The sequence below is a fragment of the Chryseobacterium polytrichastri genome (assembly GCF_900142445.1).
GTDB lineage: Bacteria > Bacteroidota > Bacteroidia > Flavobacteriales > Weeksellaceae > Chryseobacterium > Chryseobacterium polytrichastri.
This window is the reverse complement of record NZ_FRAV01000006.1, coordinates 59,291-75,500: the sequence shown is the minus strand read 5'-3', so window position 1 is coordinate 75,500 and position 16,210 is coordinate 59,291. Positions and strand designations below refer to the sequence as shown.

At 33.0% G+C, this 16,210-nt stretch carries 14 protein-coding genes; 6 read left to right on the top strand and 8 right to left on the bottom strand.

The annotated features are described in order from the left end of the window. Nucleotides 1-109: 109 nt before the first annotated feature. The 8 genes from BUB80_RS05190 to BUB80_RS05155 form a co-directional block, all read right to left on the bottom strand. Nucleotides 110-310, bottom strand: coding sequence for a helix-turn-helix transcriptional regulator (locus BUB80_RS05190; protein ID WP_073291577.1), 201 nt, complete (start codon nt 308-310; stop codon nt 110-112). Continuing rightward, nucleotides 307-690, bottom strand: a complete 384-nt coding sequence (locus BUB80_RS05185; RefSeq protein ID WP_083547063.1) for a hypothetical protein — start codon at nt 688-690, stop codon at nt 307-309. Before BUB80_RS05185 ends, BUB80_RS05190 begins: the two co-directional genes overlap by 4 nt. 53 nt (nt 691-743) lie before the next feature. Beyond that, complete coding sequence (locus tag BUB80_RS05180; protein WP_073291573.1) at nt 744-2,312, bottom strand: hypothetical protein; 1,569 nt, start codon at nt 2,310-2,312, stop codon at nt 744-746. A 10-nt stretch (nt 2,313-2,322) separates the two neighbouring features. Beyond that, nucleotides 2,323-2,895 (bottom strand): hypothetical protein, encoded by a 573-nt coding sequence (locus BUB80_RS05175; protein WP_073291571.1) that lies wholly within the window; start codon nt 2,893-2,895, stop codon nt 2,323-2,325. A 502-nt stretch (nt 2,896-3,397) separates the two neighbouring features. After that, entirely contained in the window at nt 3,398-4,306 is a 909-nt protein-coding gene (locus BUB80_RS05170; RefSeq protein WP_073291569.1) for a hypothetical protein, read from the bottom strand. 610 nt (nt 4,307-4,916) lie between these two features. Beyond that, nucleotides 4,917-6,575 (bottom strand): ribonucleoside-diphosphate reductase subunit alpha, encoded by a 1,659-nt coding sequence (locus BUB80_RS05165; RefSeq protein WP_073291568.1) that lies wholly within the window; start codon nt 6,573-6,575, stop codon nt 4,917-4,919. A 61-nt stretch (nt 6,576-6,636) separates the two neighbouring features. Beyond that, the gene (locus tag BUB80_RS05160; protein ID WP_073291566.1) at nt 6,637-6,924 is read right to left on the bottom strand and encodes a hypothetical protein; all 288 of its coding nucleotides are present in this window, start codon (nt 6,922-6,924) and stop codon (nt 6,637-6,639) included. A 178-nt stretch (nt 6,925-7,102) separates the two neighbouring features. After that, nucleotides 7,103-8,077, bottom strand: a complete 975-nt coding sequence (locus tag BUB80_RS05155; protein WP_054510330.1) for a ribonucleotide-diphosphate reductase subunit beta — start codon at nt 8,075-8,077, stop codon at nt 7,103-7,105. A gap of 427 nt (nt 8,078-8,504) precedes the next feature. On the opposite strand from BUB80_RS05155, the gene BUB80_RS05150 reads away from it, so the two are divergent. From BUB80_RS05150 to BUB80_RS05125, 6 genes are all read left to right on the top strand, one after another. After that, entirely contained in the window at nt 8,505-9,194 is a 690-nt protein-coding gene (locus BUB80_RS05150; RefSeq protein WP_073291564.1) for an ABC transporter ATP-binding protein, read from the top strand. 94 nt (nt 9,195-9,288) lie between these two features. Further along, nucleotides 9,289-10,518 carry an ABC transporter permease gene (locus tag BUB80_RS05145; RefSeq protein ID WP_073291562.1) on the top strand — a complete coding sequence of 410 codons (1,230 nt, stop codon included), beginning with the start codon at nt 9,289-9,291 and terminating at the stop codon, nt 10,516-10,518. Between the two features lie 74 nt (nt 10,519-10,592). Then, entirely contained in the window at nt 10,593-11,864 is a 1,272-nt protein-coding gene (locus BUB80_RS05140; protein WP_073291560.1) for an ABC transporter permease, read from the top strand. A 7-nt stretch (nt 11,865-11,871) separates the two neighbouring features. Continuing rightward, nucleotides 11,872-13,296, top strand: coding sequence for a hypothetical protein (locus BUB80_RS05135; protein ID WP_073291558.1), 1,425 nt, complete (start codon nt 11,872-11,874; stop codon nt 13,294-13,296). Nucleotides 13,297-13,312: 16 nt separating this feature from the next. Then, nucleotides 13,313-14,512, top strand: a complete 1,200-nt coding sequence (locus tag BUB80_RS05130; protein ID WP_073291557.1) for an efflux RND transporter periplasmic adaptor subunit — start codon at nt 13,313-13,315, stop codon at nt 14,510-14,512. A gap of 158 nt (nt 14,513-14,670) precedes the next feature. Continuing rightward, a complete protein-coding gene (locus BUB80_RS05125; protein ID WP_073291555.1) occupies nt 14,671-16,188 on the top strand; it encodes a glycosyltransferase family 39 protein in 1,518 nt (505 codons plus the stop codon). Nucleotides 16,189-16,210 lie beyond the last annotated feature (22 nt).

The following is a 16,210-nucleotide window of genomic DNA, read 5'->3' as shown; positions in this document are numbered from 1 at the left end:
CATTTTGTGTGTATGAAATAAATGCTATATAAGTCTTGCTCGCCCACGAATGGGTTTTATCTATATGCGAAGTATTTTCTATCTCAAATTTTCTAAAACTTGAATATAATTAATCATCATTTTCAAGCTCAAAAATATCCTCAACTTTTTTATTGAAATATTTTGAAATTTTCAATGCTAAAACTGTAGAAGGAACGTATTTACCTGCTTCCATTGCATTAATAGTTTGTCTTGATACACCTATTTTTTTTGCAAGATCTTCTTGTGTAATATTTTTTACAGCTCTTTCAATCTTAATTGTATTTTTCATTTTTTAAGCAATAAATAGTTAAATCTGAAAATGTAAAGTATCAGTGGTAAAAATATAATTATAATCATTGCTGTAAAGAATAGTATTCCAAATAGGGTTAAGAATAATATAAGAATGATAGAATAGGTAACCATTAAGCTCCAAAAAACAGATCGTAAACGCAAACTAGAAATATATTCATCTTCAATTTTTTCTTTTGAATATCCTACCAATACTCCACCAATGATAATTAAAATTCCAAATAAATTTTGGAAAAAATCTATTTCGATGTTTTTAAATAAACCTACGTCTTCATTAGTTGAAAAGTATCCTGAATTGTAGAATACAGGTAAAGAGATTTCAGGTAAGGTAAAAATACCTGTAAGTAATAGTATTCCCATAAGTAATGAAGGAATGAAAATAAACCATAGAAATTTTTTCTACGGTTTTATTTTTATTTTACTTCTTGTGTTACCATTTTATTGGAAACTACAGAGTAAATGCAACCAGTAGTTTTCAGTTTTACGGTGATGATGGAAGGAACAGAACGGTATGCGGCATCACCATAGGGTTCTATGATTTTACCATTAGAATCTTTTACGGTTTCGCCTTTTATGGAGTATGTCATGGTAGCGGTACCTGTAAAACCATTTGAAGGTGTAAAGGTTACAATTCCTGTATTTATATTATAGCTCCATGTTCCTTCCGGAGTTACTTTACTACGGGATAAAGTAAGATCAGTATCACTGTTTCTTGCAAAACTGAACGTAGATTTATCAATATTATTCGTACTTCCAGTAGGTGGATTCGTAATGTTGATTATTCCTTTATATGCTATGTCATTATCCAACACTGGAATTGTAACTGGCTGAAATAAACAGGTAGAAGCTGTATCATCTTCGGTAATTGCAGAATATGGCAGAGTTAATTGTAGATTTCTGATTATATGCTGCTGAGAAGCTGCACCTGTGGCTGCTGCAAAACCTAATTTTAAAACAGAAGGAACACTTGCGTTTAGTGTTTGGTCAGTTGGTGACCCCTCCGAACTTGAAGTGTTATAATCTGTAGTTTGAGGATTAGCATTTTCTGAATAAGGTACAGATGTTTTATAGTGATAGTAATTAATGACATTTATAGGAGTTTGGTTTGGGTCGGTCTGAATATCAACTTTTACATCAAATCCGTCTGTTGTGGTGGCTGTTACAAGATGAGGTATCAATTCTAGGTATACTTTTCTAAATCCACCATTTGCGTTTCTTAAATCAAATGTTGAGGCAAGGTTATTGGTAGTTATTGTATATGATCTGTCCGTATTAAGAATAGCTCCAACCGTTCCTGCGTTACTTAATGTTGATCGCGTTATCAAAACGGGATAACCAGTGTACCCATCTTCTAAACCGTTATTGCTAATTGCCACTCCTTTTGCTCCTCTCAAGGTAACGTGGCTCGATCGCTGACTCCAGTTAACTTGATCAATACCATTCACTCTGGCACTTGGAAAAAATCGCTTAGTTTTAAAATTTCCAAATTCGTCTAAAGCAATACCTAAATATGCCCCTGACAGACCAGCTCTTCTAAGTGAACTAGCGGTTTCATTTGCTCTGTTGTAAGAGTATCCCAATCCAGCTCCTCGTGCTCCAATAGTAGGGGAGACTACTGCTCCGTCGTATAAGAAAAAAGATAGTCCGTCTCCATAGTTGCCGTTGAGTGTAGTTCCATTTGTCATATCATATTCAAACTCTACCAGCAAACCATTTGCAGATGTAAAAGATTGTCCGTTAAGAAATAATCCGCCAAATCGGCTTTGGATTGCTGGAGTCAGTTGTACTCCGGTTGCCGTGTATGAAGCATTTCCCTGAATGGTTAAGTTGGGATCAGAAGAAGCATTCATCAATGAGTTGGAGTATGATGAGAAACCGTAGATGCTGGCTGCTTCTATGCTGTCTGTCTGTGCATACACAATATTTGTAAGCAACATAAAGATAAGACTCATCAATGAGAGTCTTCCGAAATTATATTTCATGATTTTTACTTTATTTTACTACAAAAACAATGTTGATAAAAGAAGCCGATGTTGCATTGGAAAGAACATCATAATTTAATACTCCTGTATCGCTTATACTGTTTATTTGAAAAACATTAGCATCATAGCCTGTTACATAATAATGTAAATCTGTTGTATCGGGGAAAAATGGAATTGTTGCAGGTGCAGAAGTACTTCTTGCATTACTCTGAATATTCGAAAACTGATTTTTGTACAAAGTGTATAAATCCTTTGTTTGTCCTGTTGTTGGAGCAGTTGTATCAAAAACTACGCTGGGCATATAAAAAAATTTGTTTACATAAGGAGAAAGGCAGACCCAGTCTGGTATTAAAGAAGTACCAATATTTTGGCTAATGCATTTTTTTGTAGTATCAAAGATTATCAATCCGGTCGCTGGGGTTGAGATAGAGGATATATTACTGATCCTTGGAAGTAAAACTCCTTTAGAAGTACTATTAATATCTAATAAAGAGCTTTGGTCTGGTGAGGTAGTATTTATACCTACTTGTGCTGAGATACAACAAGATATTACCATTATAAAAAGTATTATAATTTTGTTCATCCGAAATAATTTTTAGTGTTTGTTTTATGTTTAAAATTGTTTTTTTTCCAGATATATAAACTCTGCTTAAGCTAATTAAAAAATTAAACTAAATATTGAATCATTTAAAATGTAACAAAGTTTATAAAAGGATAATATCTCGATTCAGCTTGATATGCAAATATTTTTTAACTTATCAATTCTTGTTTGCACTTTATGATGAACTTAAATAGCTCAAGTTTAATCTTTCGTCTCTTTTGACTCCGTCGAATCTTCGATTTGTGGTTAAAATATAAAGTTTAAATAAGTTCTTAATTAACAAATATTCTTTTTTTAACGCAGCTTAATATTTGGAACCCTAAAAGAATTATAGAATATTACTAGGATGCATTGAATTAGTTTGATTTTATAAAAATTATTCCAAATTTTCAACTATTCAAAAAAATGAACAATAAGAATTACCCTTGAGAAATGCTGCCTTTATATTTATAAGGCAGCATTTTTCTTTATTAAATCATTTATTTTACTGAGTAGTTGTTCTTGCTAGTAGCACATTTAAAAGAAATGAGCCTCCCCAATTACTGCTATTGCCTCCAGAATTTCCTACCTGATCAATTCTGGCAACTGTAACTGTTAATCTGGTTCTACCATTTGTACCATCATTAGCGAGCTTTATTAAGTTAGCGGAGAATACATCAGGAAAGCCTGAATTATTTCCTGGTGTGAGGTTTGAATAAAGATTATTTGTATCAAACGGAGTTCCTTGAAATTCATAAACGAGGGTCATTTTACTGCTTCTATGATATATATTTCCTGTAACCTGATATTCGTATGGGAAAGAACTTTTACTAATAATCCACCATCTATCATTAGGGGTGCCTGTATCAAAGTTCGAGTTGGAATGGTTATTCCAGTCTGGGGTTGAACTATTATTTCCATGCGGGGGTATGCGTAATTGTGTTGCATATATTTCTGTGTTGCTTTTTAAGCTTGTTGAGCCTAAATAAGAGAGATCCCACGTTCCTCCTGTTGCATTATTATTGTTTGTAGCTTCAATATAACCTCCTGATGGAATTGTATAAGTAGCTACTGGGGAGTCTCCATTAATTCTCATACTGTTTCCGTCTGAAGCTGTTATTGTAATTGTGTAATTAGAGAGGTTTTTAATCTTATAAAATCTTCCGGAATAACTACTTACGTCTGTTCCGATTGTAGGTAATGTAAATGTCGCGTTGCTTGTTCCTGTATAGGAAACATGAAAGTCTTGATCTGTTAAGGTATAATTGGCTGTTGTAATTTCAGAAAACTTAGCGCTAAAAGAACCATTGACTGCTAATGTACTATTAGGAGTTTGGTTATTAATACCTACCTGTGCATATATACATCTACTAATATTAAATAATAATAGTGTAAACCAGAATTTTTTTTTCATATTTTATTTAATTTGTTAGGCACTAAATTATAATATATTTATATGCTCTCCAAGCTTTCATTTTTGAATATCTAAGAGTATCTGTTTATTATTTAAATGTTTAGAGATGTAATGGTTAAAAATATTTTATTTTAAATTCTTTAATTTTATAGATGTAATATTTATTTTATGCTTGGTATTAAAAGAAAGTAGTAGTGATGAAATTGCTGATTAAAGAATAAATGTGTTGTTTTATTTTTATTGCAAAAATTACATTTTATGTAAAAAAAATAATTATATTAAATTTGTGTTAATTGTTGTTGAAATTTGTTTAATAATAATTTTATAGCCAATAATTTGATTGTTTTTTCAGTTGATTTTGTAAAAGTTTATAATTTATATTTAAAATCTGTTTAAACTTTAGGATAGAAGGTGTTTCCATAAAATCAGGATTTTTGGATTGCAATAATTACTCTATAACTTTCCGTCCCTTGGAATTTGCTGTAATTGTGATTCTGAAAATGGTGTTAAGGAATTAAAAGTTTTGAAGAAAAATACAAAGAAAGCCGTCTCGCTTTAAAAACGAGACGGCTTTGATGAATAAATATATTGATATTTATTATTTGAAATGTTATGCTTCGCAAGCAGAACATGAAACAAAATTCACCATCATTTCTTTAGAAACAGATGAACTTCTTTGGTAATATAATGTTTTCACTCCTTTTTTCCATGCTTCAATGTAAAGATAGTTTACATCTTTTACAGGCATTGTAGAAGGAATTTGTAGGTTTAATGATTGTGCTTGGTCAATATACTGTTGTCTTTGTGCAGCCTGAGAAATGATCTCCATTGGAGAAATTTCCTTAAATGTTTTGAATACTGCTTTTTCTTCGTCAGTTAATTCAGCTAAATGCTGAACAGAACCATGATTTAGCATGATCGTTCTCCAAGTCTCCTCGTTGTCTAATCCTTTTTCTTCTAATAATTTAGCCAAGTATTTGTTCTTACGCATAAAGTTTCCTTTAGCCAAACCTGCTTTATAATAGTTAGAAGCGAAAGGCTCAATTCCAGGAGAAGTTTGTCCTAAAATGGCTGAACTTGAAGTGGTAGGAGCAATAGCCATTGTTGTGGTATTTCTCAATCCGTAACCTTTCAATAATTCTGGTTCACCGTAGATATTAGCCAATTCTCTTGAAGCTGTTTCTGCTTGTTCTTTGATATGTCTGAAAGCTCTTGCATTGAATTGAGTTGCCTCAAAACTTTCAAACGGAATCATGTTTTTCTGTAAATAAGAATGGTATCCTAAAACTCCTAAACCAAGCGCTCTGTGACGCATAGCGAAGTTTCTTGCTCCTTGTAGGTAATAGTTTCCTTCAGTTTTTTCGATAAATTCAGTTAGAACTGCATCTAGGAAATAAACCGCTAATTTTACAGCGTCTGTATCTTTCCATTCGTCGTATAACTCTAAGTTCATAGAAGATAAACAACAGATGAAAGATTCTTCTCTTGTTGAAGGAAGCATGATTTCAGAACAAAGGTTACTTGCATTTACAGGCATTCCTAAGTCTTTGTAAACCTGAGGTTTATTTCTATTTACGTTATCAGTAAAGAAAATATATGGTAATCCTTTTTGTTGACGGCTTTCTAATACTCTTGCCCAGATTTTACGTTTGTCCATATCTCCGTCAATCATATCCTGCATCCAGTAATCAGGAACACAAATTCCTGTAAATAGATTCTGGATCGGACTTCCGATGTCTTTAATGGATAAAAATTCTTCAATATCTCCGTGGTCAATATCCAAATAAGCTGCAAAAGCACCTCTTCTTACACCACCTTGAGAAACTACATCCATTGCTGTGTCAAACAATTTCATGAAAGAAACAGCTCCTGAAGATTTTCCGTTATCGGTTACTGCAGTACCTCTGTTACGAAGTTCTCCGAAATATCCTGAAGTTCCCCCGCCAATTTTCGTCTGCATGATTACTTCACCCATTTTGTGGGTAATTCCTTCAATGCTGTCCGGAATGTGAACGTTGAAACAAGAGATGGGAAGACCTCTCTGCGTTCCCATGTTTGCCCAAACTGGAGAAGAAAAACTGATCCATCCTTTTACGATCATTTCCTTGAAAGCGGCCTGTAATTCCGGCTTGTATAATTTTTTTGCAGCAGCCATGGTGATTCTGTCGATAGCTCCGTCTACAGTTTCTCCTTTCAACAGATATCCTCTGTTAAGCATTTGCTCAGACTCTTCATTGAGCCACCATATATTTGAATTTTGCTCTTCCATAGATGTTGTGTATGTTTTCAAACTTCTGAGTGGGTTTTATTACCCAGAAATTTTGTGTTGTTTATATTGATTGTAAAATTTCTACTTTATGAGAACCGTTCAGCCCACTTTCATCTCTTACTCTTTGAAATTCTTTAAAAGATGGTACATTCAAAACTACATGTTGAACCTCTTCATTGATATAATTTGAATAATGAACAAAGGTAACGTTATCTTCTTTTACAAAAACTTTATATTCAAATGTTGATTGATCTAAATTCTTAAAATCATTTAAAAACTTTTGAATATTGACTTTGTTTTCCTGAACAAAATCGGGATTTACGGTATAAGATACAATTACGTTAATCATTATTCTTTTGTGTTTGATGTTTATTTTTGGTCATTGCGAGGAATGAAGCAATCTTTTGATAATCTTAAATTCTTAATGGTTTAAAATGTTTCGACAGGCTCAGCATGACATTGCTAATACTATCTGTTTTGACGCTCGCTTCGCTCGCGCTCTTTATCCAAAATTCAGAATTTAAAATTTAGAAAAGATCGTTCGCTGTAATACTCTTATCATGCTTCGTATAATCCACAGGTCTTTTTGCAAAGAAATCATCCATAGAGTTTGCGAAAACTTCTTCTTCAAACCATTTCATTGGACGGTATTGTTCTGGAGTAATATTATAACGTGTATCCATATTGATTTTCTTTAAACTGTCATCAACACGGTATTTCATGAAGTTTAATAAATCTTCTTTTGAGAAGAAGCTTAATTCTCCTAATTCAAAGATCCAGTCGATAATTTCACCTTCTAGTTCTACAGACTGATCAACTAATGTATAGATATCTTCAATATCGGAATCAGTTAATAAATCAGGTTGCTCTTCACGGATTTTGTTGATTAAATAAATTCCTGCATTCGCGTGAATTTGCTCATCAATAGAAGTCCAAGCGATGATGTTAGAAACATTTTTCATATATCCTTTAAACCTTGTGAAAGAAAGAATGATCGCAAATTGTGAGAAAAGTGATACGTTTTCAATCAGGATACTGAATAATAAAAGAGAAGAAACATATTCTTTTGGTGTTGTAGAATTCGCGTGCTTCAGAACATTTGATAAGAAATCAATTCTCTTTTTTACAGCAGGAATTTCTATTACATTAGAGAATTCTTCGCTATATCCTAATACTTCTACCAAACGGGAATAGGCTTCAGAATGACGGAATTCGCATTCTGCAAAAGTAGCTCCAAGACCATTTAATTCAGGTTTTGGCATATGGTTGTATAGGTTTCCCCAGAATGTCTTTACAGACACCTCGATCTGTGCAATGGCTAAAAGCGCATTTTTCACAGCATGCTTTTCGTGTGGTTCCAATTGTGAATGAAAATCCTGAACATCTGCGGTAAAATCCACTTCCGAATGTACCCAAAACGATTTGTTGATAGCCTCTACAAATTGAAGAACCTCAGGGTATTCAAATGGTTTATAGCTTACTCTTTTATCAAAAATTCCCATATTAAAATGTCTTTAAAATTAAAATAATTAGATCAGTGCGGATAAGATGCAAGAAATAATTAACGTTCTGATTATTTGAAACTTATATTTAAAAGTTATTCACATAAATGAAACGGTTATCTCTTGTTACGTGCGAAGCACAAAGGTCGAAAAAAAGAACTGATTTTAAAAGAGCTAAATACTAATTGGTTGACTTTTAACCTTAAAAGTTTTCCACATTTACATGAAACTTGCTCTGATATTGACTTACACACACTTATGAGGCAAAAATAAATAAAATTGGGCAGTTGTAGTTAAACACTTAATTGTAAATATCTATGAATAAAGTAGAAAAAGATTAAACACTAATTAATTTGAATAAATTTGTATTCTTGTAACAAATTGAAAATTACTTCTACTTATTAGGATATAAAACATACATCACTTAATGTTAGTAATTCAGGATTTACATAAATCATACGATACAGGAAAAAGCAAGTTGCACGTTCTCAAGGGTATTAATCTTAATATTTCCGAGGGCGAGTTTGTTTCTATTATGGGAAGTTCCGGTTCCGGGAAATCTACACTCCTTAATATTATTGGTATTCTGGATGAAAAAGATTCGGGGACTTATGAATTGGATGGTGTTCCGATTGAACATTTATCTGAAATAAAAGCGGCAGAATATAGAAGTCAGTTTTTGGGTTTTATTTTCCAGTCTTTTAATTTGATAGGCTATAAGACTGCTTTGGATAATGTTGCTCTTCCTTTATATTATCAAAATGTACCAAGAAGAGAGCGTGATAAGAAAGCGATGGAATATTTAGAAAAAGTAGGTCTTGCACAATGGGCAAACCACCTTCCTAATGAACTTTCCGGAGGTCAGAAACAAAGAGTTGCAATTGCAAGAGCTTTGATTACCAATCCTAAAATTGTTTTGGCCGATGAGCCTACGGGAGCGTTGGATTCTAAGACGACACATGATATTATGAAACTTCTTCAGGATATTAATAATGAAGGAAAAACCATTATTGTGGTAACCCACGAACCAGATGTTGCAGCACAGACAAAAAGAAACGTCATTTTAAAAGACGGAATTATTGAAAGCGATGAATTTATAAAGCAAATCGTGCTGTAATTAGAAGATGGAGGCTGGAAGTCTAAAAATTAAATAAAAATAAATATGCGGTAAGTTTGAAAATTAAACTTTCCCGCTTCAAACCAAAAAATATATGTTTGACCTAGATCGTTGGCAGGAAATATTCAGTTCTATTCGCAGTAATATATTGCGGACGGTACTTTCAGGATTTACGGTGGCTTTGGGTTTATTTATCTTCATTGTTCTTTTCGGAATTGGTACTGGATTGCAAAATGCTTTTACAGAAGGTTTTGCCAGAGATGCTCAGAACCTGATTACTATTTTTACAGGAAAAACGACTCTTGCTTATAAAGGGCTGCAGTCGGATAGAGTGGTTACAATGAATAATGATGACTATGATTTTCTTGTTAATTCTGATAAAGAAAAAGTCGGAGAGGCTACGCCAAGATATCAAGCAAGTTTATTGGTGAAATACGGTAAAGAGAGTGGAACTTACCAAGTGAACGGAACAGACGCTGAAGAAAAATATATCGAAAACCGTAAAATGCTTGAAGGGCGTTATCTTAATTCTGCAGATTTAGCCAGAAAGCAAAATGTAGCGGTGATTGGTAGAATGGTTCAAAGGGATTTAATTAAGAATGGAAGTCCGGTAGGAAAAGACCTGAATATTAATGGAACCATGTTTAAAGTTGTCGGTGTATTCTCTGATGATGGAGGTGACTGGGATGAAAGACATATTTCGGTTCCTATTACTACGTTGCAACAAATGAAAAAAGGCTCTGATACGGTGAGTACAGTATTTATTGCATATAATGACAAATTATCTCCTCAGGAAGCTATAAAATATGGTGATGAGCTACAAAATAGACTGAAAGCAAGAAAAAATGTTTCTCCTGATGATGAAAATGGAGTTCGTGTACGTAATAATGCGAAGAATATGAATGATACATTTACTTTCATGGCAGTATTAACGGCAATTGTAACATTTATCGGGTTGGGAACTTTGTTGGCAGGAATTATTGGAATCAGTAACATTATGGTGTACATCGTAAAAGAAAGAACCAAAGAAATTGGAGTAAGAAAAGCTATTGGGGCAAAACCCAGAAGTATTGTTGCTTTGATTGTTCAGGAAAGTGTTGTGATAACCGTAGTTTCAGGATTTGTTGGAGTAGGTGTCGGTGTATTGACATTACATTTAATAGGAGACAGTCTTGAAGAATATTTTATAAAAAGCCCAAGCGTAGGCTGGGGGACAATCTTGATGGCATTTATTGCACTTGTTTTTTCAGGATTAATTGCAGGATTTGTTCCAGCATACAGAGCTTCCAGGATCAGACCTATTGAAGCATTAAGAACAGAATAATTTGAAAAAGTGATGATTTGTAATTGAATTAAAATCATTCATCATTTATAATTTATAACTCATAATTAATAAAAGTGAACATCTTATTTAAAAAGGATACTTGGCAGGAAATTTATTATTCATTGAAGAATAATAAGCTTCGAACATTCCTTACCATGATTGGTGTGGGATGGGGGATGTTTTTATATGTGAGCTTGCTGGGAGCAGCAAAAGGAATGGAGAATGGTTTTGATAAAGTATTCTCAGGATTTGCAACAAATTCTATTTTCCTTTGGGCACAGAAAACAAACATTCCTTATGAAGGTTTCCCAAAAGGAAGAGAAGTACATCTTAATCTTCCGGATATCCAGTTGCTTAAAAATAAAATATCAGAAATTGATTATATATCTCCACAAAATGCCAGAGGAAGTTTTACAGGAACGCCGGGAGAAGCAATGTCCAGAAATGGGAAAAATGCAACCTATTCTCTTACGGGAGATTATCCGATAGGAAATAAAATCTCTGAAAAGAAACTAATTTTCGGAAGATATATCAATGATGCCGATGTATCGGGAAATAAAAATGTAGTAGTAATTGGAGAAGAAGTTTACAAAAACTTTTTCGATTCTAAAAAGAATGAAAACCCTATTGGAAAATCTATCAATGTTAAAGGGATTTTCTTTAACGTGATAGGAGTGTTCAGAGTGAAAAAAGGAGGCGGGTTTGAAAATGATCAAACGGTTTTTATTCCTCTTTCCACATATACTAAAATGTACAATGCGGGAGATAAGATTGATATGTTTGCGATTGTTAGCAAGCCTAACGCCAATGTAAATGAAGTAGAAGAGAAAGTAAAGCTGGCATTAAAAGCTAAAAACAAAGTATCGCCGGAAGATACAAATGCTTTTGGAAGTTTTAACCTTGGAAAAGAATTTAAAAAACTAACAGGTTTCTTAACCGGAATGCAGTTGCTAACCATAATTGTAGGTGCTTTAACCATTCTTGCGGGGGTAATTGCGATTTCAAATATTCTATTGATTACGGTAAAAGAAAGAACAAAAGAAATTGGAATCAGAAGAGCTTTGGGAGCAAAACCTTCTGAAGTAAGAAATCAGATCTTGCTAGAGAGTGTAGTAATTACGCTGTCTTCAGGTATACTTGGTTTTATATTCGGGATTTTTGTTTTAATTATTTTGAATATGGCAACTCAGGGACAGGATGAATTTCCATTCTATAACCCAACAGTAAATTACGGAAATGTATTTGGAGCGATGGCGGTAATGGTTATTTTAGGATTAATTATTGGAATGATTCCTGCGCAAAGAGCAGTTAAAATTAGGCCAATTGAAGCATTAAGATCAGAGTAATTTAAAGATGAAAAGACTTTTTTTAATTATAATAATTTTCTTTTTTGGCTCTGTTTCAGGACAGCGCAAAGAGTTTTTTATCTTTAAAGAAAGCGAAGTATATAGTCTTTTTAATTTTATGGAGACTGCAGCAAAAATGCCGGGAACTTCATCCACTTACAGAAAATTTATTACAGAGAAGTTAGCAGATAATAAAGATTTTCAAAAGTTGGTTCAGGATTTCAAGTCTATTGATTATAATGAAAGCATCTCAAGACAAGATTATCCTGCAGGACGAAATTATAGAAAAAGTTATTTAACATTGCTTGTGGTAACTACTTTAAAGTCTAAAGACCTTGAAGATTTTAATGAAAGAATAACAGGAATTTTGCCTATTAATGAGCAAATGAAAATTTATAATTCATTGAAAAATGCACAACCGTATTTCAGACAGTTTGTATGGAATGAAAGTGAAGCCAAAATTAAAAGACAGATTAGTGAACTTAAGAAATATAATGATATTAGCTCAGAATTATTTTTAAAGTTTAATCATTTTTATAAGTCATCTTGGGATGTGCAGGTTCCGTTTTATGTTACCTTATATCCAATTCCAGGAAAGCAGGGAAATACTACGGCCACGCCTCATGGGAATGCGTTGTGTGTAGGAAGTATGACAGATTCAAATGATACAATCGGGACATTGGGAGTCACTTTACACGAGATGTGTCATATTTTATACAATGAGCAGAGCAAAGAAGTTCAGGCAGAATTAGAGAAATATTTTACAGAAAATAAATCACGATATTCAAAATTGGCTTATTCTTATTTTAATGAAGCAATGGCAACAGCATTAGGAAACGGATATGGATATAAAATTTTAAATAAAGGTAATGTAGATAAAGGCGAATGGTATAATAAACCGACCATTAATCTTTTTGCAAAAGCAATTTATCCTTTAACAGAAAAATATTTGGAACAGAATAAACCAATTGATAAGAATTTTGTTGATGAAATAATTAAAAGTTTCGAGAAGACGTTTCCTAACTCGATTTACGAATATGGTCCTAATTTTAATACATTAAATTTATATGCGGATCAGATAGATGGGAATGTTATTTTTGACAGTTTTTTTAAATATTTTAGTGCCAATAGTGTGCATGTTTCAAGTCCGCTGAAGGATGTTTCACAAAGTCACAGATTATTGGAAGATGATTCTTCTTTTATCATATTATTGGATAAAGACCAAAAAGAGAATCTGGAGGAATTGAAGAAAGCATTTCCGGAAATTCAGAAAATTAAATACGATAGCACAATCAATAATATAAGTTTTTTTGATGCTAAAAATAGGATGATTGTTATCCTTTTTATTAATAAACCACAGGATTTAGATCAGGCGTTTGAAAAGCTTGAAAAGCATAAACAGTTAGATAAAAATAAATTAATTCAATATTAAAAAATAAACTAGATATATGAAAAAGAAATTCACTTGGAAAAAAGCCATTTATATATTCTTGGGGCTTTTATTTGCAGTGGCATTATTCTCAGGCATTGGTTACCTCGTAAAATCCAATTCTAAAGAAAGTGAGACTTTCCTTACCCGTAAACCTACCATCCAGAATATGGATGATAAAGTAATGGCCACAGGAAAAATTGTTCCAAAAGAAGAAATTGAGATCAAACCGAATATTGCGGGTATTATTGATAAGATTTTGGTAGATGAAGGAGATAAAGTAACTGCAGGGCAATTAATTGCCACCGTAAGAATTATTCCGAGTGTTAGTGATGTGAATAATGCGCAACAGGAGGTTCAAAATTCGATGCTACAAATCAACAACTCTAAAATGAATGTTGAGAACATGCAGAAGCAGTTTGCAATGCAAGAAAAACTGTTTTCACAAGGAGTTATTTCTAAGCAAGATTACCTAAATTCTCAGCAGCAGTTATATACACAGCAACAGAATCTTAAAAACGCTAATCAACAATTGGCAACGGCTCAGAAAAGATTACAGATTGTAAAAACGGGGGCTACTCCGGAACTACAAGGTTTTGCAACGACCCAAATTCGTTCTAAAGCTGCAGGAACAGTTCTTGAAGTTCCTGTGAAAGTAGGAAGCCAGGTAATTGAAGCCAACTCATTCAATGCAGGAACAACAATATGTTCTATTGCTGACCTTAGCGCTTTGATTTTCCAAGGAGAAATAGATGAAGCTCAGGCTGGAAAATTAAAGCAAGGAATGGATATGAAAATCGTAATCGGAGCTTTACAGAATAAAACGTTTCCTGGGAAGCTGACAATGATTGCTCCAAAAGGAAAAGACAACAACGGAACGATAAAATTCCCTGTTGAAGGGGATGTTCAGAACCCTAATAACGATTACATCAGAGCAGGATTCTCTGCGAATGGAGAGATTGTACTAAGTTCTCAGAAAAATGCTTTGTTATTGGATGAATCATTGGTTCAATATGAAAAGAAAAATGGTAAAGATGTTCCTTTTGTTGAGGTTAAACAAGCTAACGGAACATTCAAAAAAGCATATGTAAACTTAGGAGCTAGTGATGGTATCAATGTTCAAATTCTTTCAGGAATTGATAAAAATTCTGAAGTGAAGGTTTGGAACCCATCAGACAAAGACAAAGAAGAGCTTAAAGAAAAGAAAGGCAAAAAATAATAAACTAACTAGATACATTTTATCTGAGGTCCCGAATTTTTTTCGGGACTTTTTTTGTTTAAAAAAAGACAATCCAAAGAATAGAGAGATCTAAAAAAATATCAGATGTTATGAAAATGAAGTCTAAATTGTCTTACTTTTAAATCTAAACTTTACCCATGAAAAAAAGCTATCTGATCCTTCTTCTTTTTATCATTGCAAAATTTGTTCTTCAATACATATTAATAAGCCCGGAGTATGAATTGCAGAGAGATGAATACTTACATCTTGATCAGGCAAATCATCTTGCTTGGGGATATTTATCTGTTCCTCCTGTGAGTTCGTGGTTCGCGTGGCTGATAAAGATATTAGGAAATTCTATATTTTGGGTTAAGTTTTTTCCTGCTTTATTCGGAGCATTAACAATGGTTGTTGTCTGGAAAGCTATAGACGAATTAAAAGGAGATCTTTTTGCTTGTCTGCTTGCATCTTTTGGATTGTTATTTTCAACGTTGCTTCGTTTGAATATGCTGTATCAACCGAATTCATTGGATGTACTTTTATGGACTCTCTTCTTTTATATTCTGATAAAATATATCAATACAGAAAAAATAAAATGGCTTTATCTGGCAGGCATTGCTTTTGGAATCGGAATTTTAAATAAGTACAATATTGCGTTTCTTGCATTGGGTTTCATTCCTGCGCTTTTAATTACAAAACAAAGGAAGATTTTTACAAATCCGCATCTATATGGGGCTGTATTTTTAGTTTTGATTATTGTTTCTCCTAATCTTTTTTGGCAGTACAATAATGGTTTTCCGGTGATTCACCATATGAAAGAACTTTCAGATACTCAATTGGTGAATGTAGACAGATTTGATTTTTTTAAAGCTCAGCTTCTGTTTTTTATCGGAGTGACTTTTGTAATCTTGTTTGCCTTTTATTCTTTACTATTTTATAAGCCTTTTGAAAAATTTCGTTTTTTCTTTTGGGGATATGTTATAACAATGGGATTATTTATATTTCTTAAAGCGAAGAATTATTATGCGATCGGACTTTATCCTATTTATATAGGTTTTGGCTCTGTTTATTTAGGAAATATTTTGAAAAACGGATGGAAGAAGTTTCTTAGGCCAGTTTGTATCCTGCATCCTATAGTTTTATTTTTACCCATATATAATATATCTTTTCCGAATAAAAATCCTGAATTTATTGTGAACCATCCGGAATCCTATAAGAAATTCGGACTTCTGCGTTGGGAAGATGGAAAAGATCATCCTTTACCTCAGGATTTTGCTGATATGTTAGGCTGGAAAGAATTGGCGCAAAAAGTAGATAAAGAATATTCCAGATTGTCAAAAACAGGAAATACTCTGGTACTATGTGATAACTATGGACAGGCCGGAGCAATTAATTATTATTCAACAAAGGGGATAAAGGCAGTTTCATTCAATGCAGACTATATCAATTGGTTTGATTTAAGCAAAAAATATAAAAACCTCATTAGAGTAAAAGACCGTCCGGAAGGTGAACTTCAGGAAACAGGAGTCTTGTTTGAAAACTCTGCCATATCAGGATCTGTCACGAATCAGTTTGCAAGAGAAAAAGGGACTACAATTTTCAGTTTCGAAAATTCAAAAATTGATATCCGCAAAAGAATTCAAGATGAAATTATTGAAGTGAAAGGAGCTTATTAATGTTTAATTAATGATGTATTAC

What these genes read in the sequence shown, in the direction of transcription:
- BUB80_RS05125 (WP_073291555.1), top strand. Translation starts at nt 14,671, where the DNA reads ATGAAAAAAAGCTATCTGATCCTTCTTCTTTTTATCATTGCAAAATTT.
- BUB80_RS05145 (WP_073291562.1), top strand. Translation starts at nt 9,289, where the DNA reads ATGTTTGACCTAGATCGTTGGCAGGAAATATTCAGTTCTATTCGCAGT.
- BUB80_RS05180 (WP_073291573.1), bottom strand. Translation starts at nt 2,312, where the DNA reads ATGAAATATAATTTCGGAAGACTCTCATTGATGAGTCTTATCTTTATG.
- BUB80_RS05165 (WP_073291568.1), bottom strand. Translation starts at nt 6,575, where the DNA reads ATGGAAGAGCAAAATTCAAATATATGGTGGCTCAATGAAGAGTCTGAG.
- BUB80_RS05185 (WP_083547063.1), bottom strand. Translation starts at nt 690, where the DNA reads ATGGGAATACTATTACTTACAGGTATTTTTACCTTACCTGAAATCTCT.
- BUB80_RS05170 (WP_073291569.1), bottom strand. Translation starts at nt 4,306, where the DNA reads ATGAAAAAAAAATTCTGGTTTACACTATTATTATTTAATATTAGTAGA.
- BUB80_RS05135 (WP_073291558.1), top strand. Translation starts at nt 11,872, where the DNA reads ATGAAAAGACTTTTTTTAATTATAATAATTTTCTTTTTTGGCTCTGTT.
- BUB80_RS05175 (WP_073291571.1), bottom strand. Translation starts at nt 2,895, where the DNA reads ATGAACAAAATTATAATACTTTTTATAATGGTAATATCTTGTTGTATC.
- BUB80_RS05130 (WP_073291557.1), top strand. Translation starts at nt 13,313, where the DNA reads ATGAAAAAGAAATTCACTTGGAAAAAAGCCATTTATATATTCTTGGGG.
- BUB80_RS05150 (WP_073291564.1), top strand. Translation starts at nt 8,505, where the DNA reads ATGTTAGTAATTCAGGATTTACATAAATCATACGATACAGGAAAAAGC.
- BUB80_RS05160 (WP_073291566.1), bottom strand. Translation starts at nt 6,924, where the DNA reads ATGATTAACGTAATTGTATCTTATACCGTAAATCCCGATTTTGTTCAG.
- BUB80_RS05155 (WP_054510330.1), bottom strand. Translation starts at nt 8,077, where the DNA reads ATGGGAATTTTTGATAAAAGAGTAAGCTATAAACCATTTGAATACCCT.
- BUB80_RS05190 (WP_073291577.1), bottom strand. Translation starts at nt 310, where the DNA reads ATGAAAAATACAATTAAGATTGAAAGAGCTGTAAAAAATATTACACAA.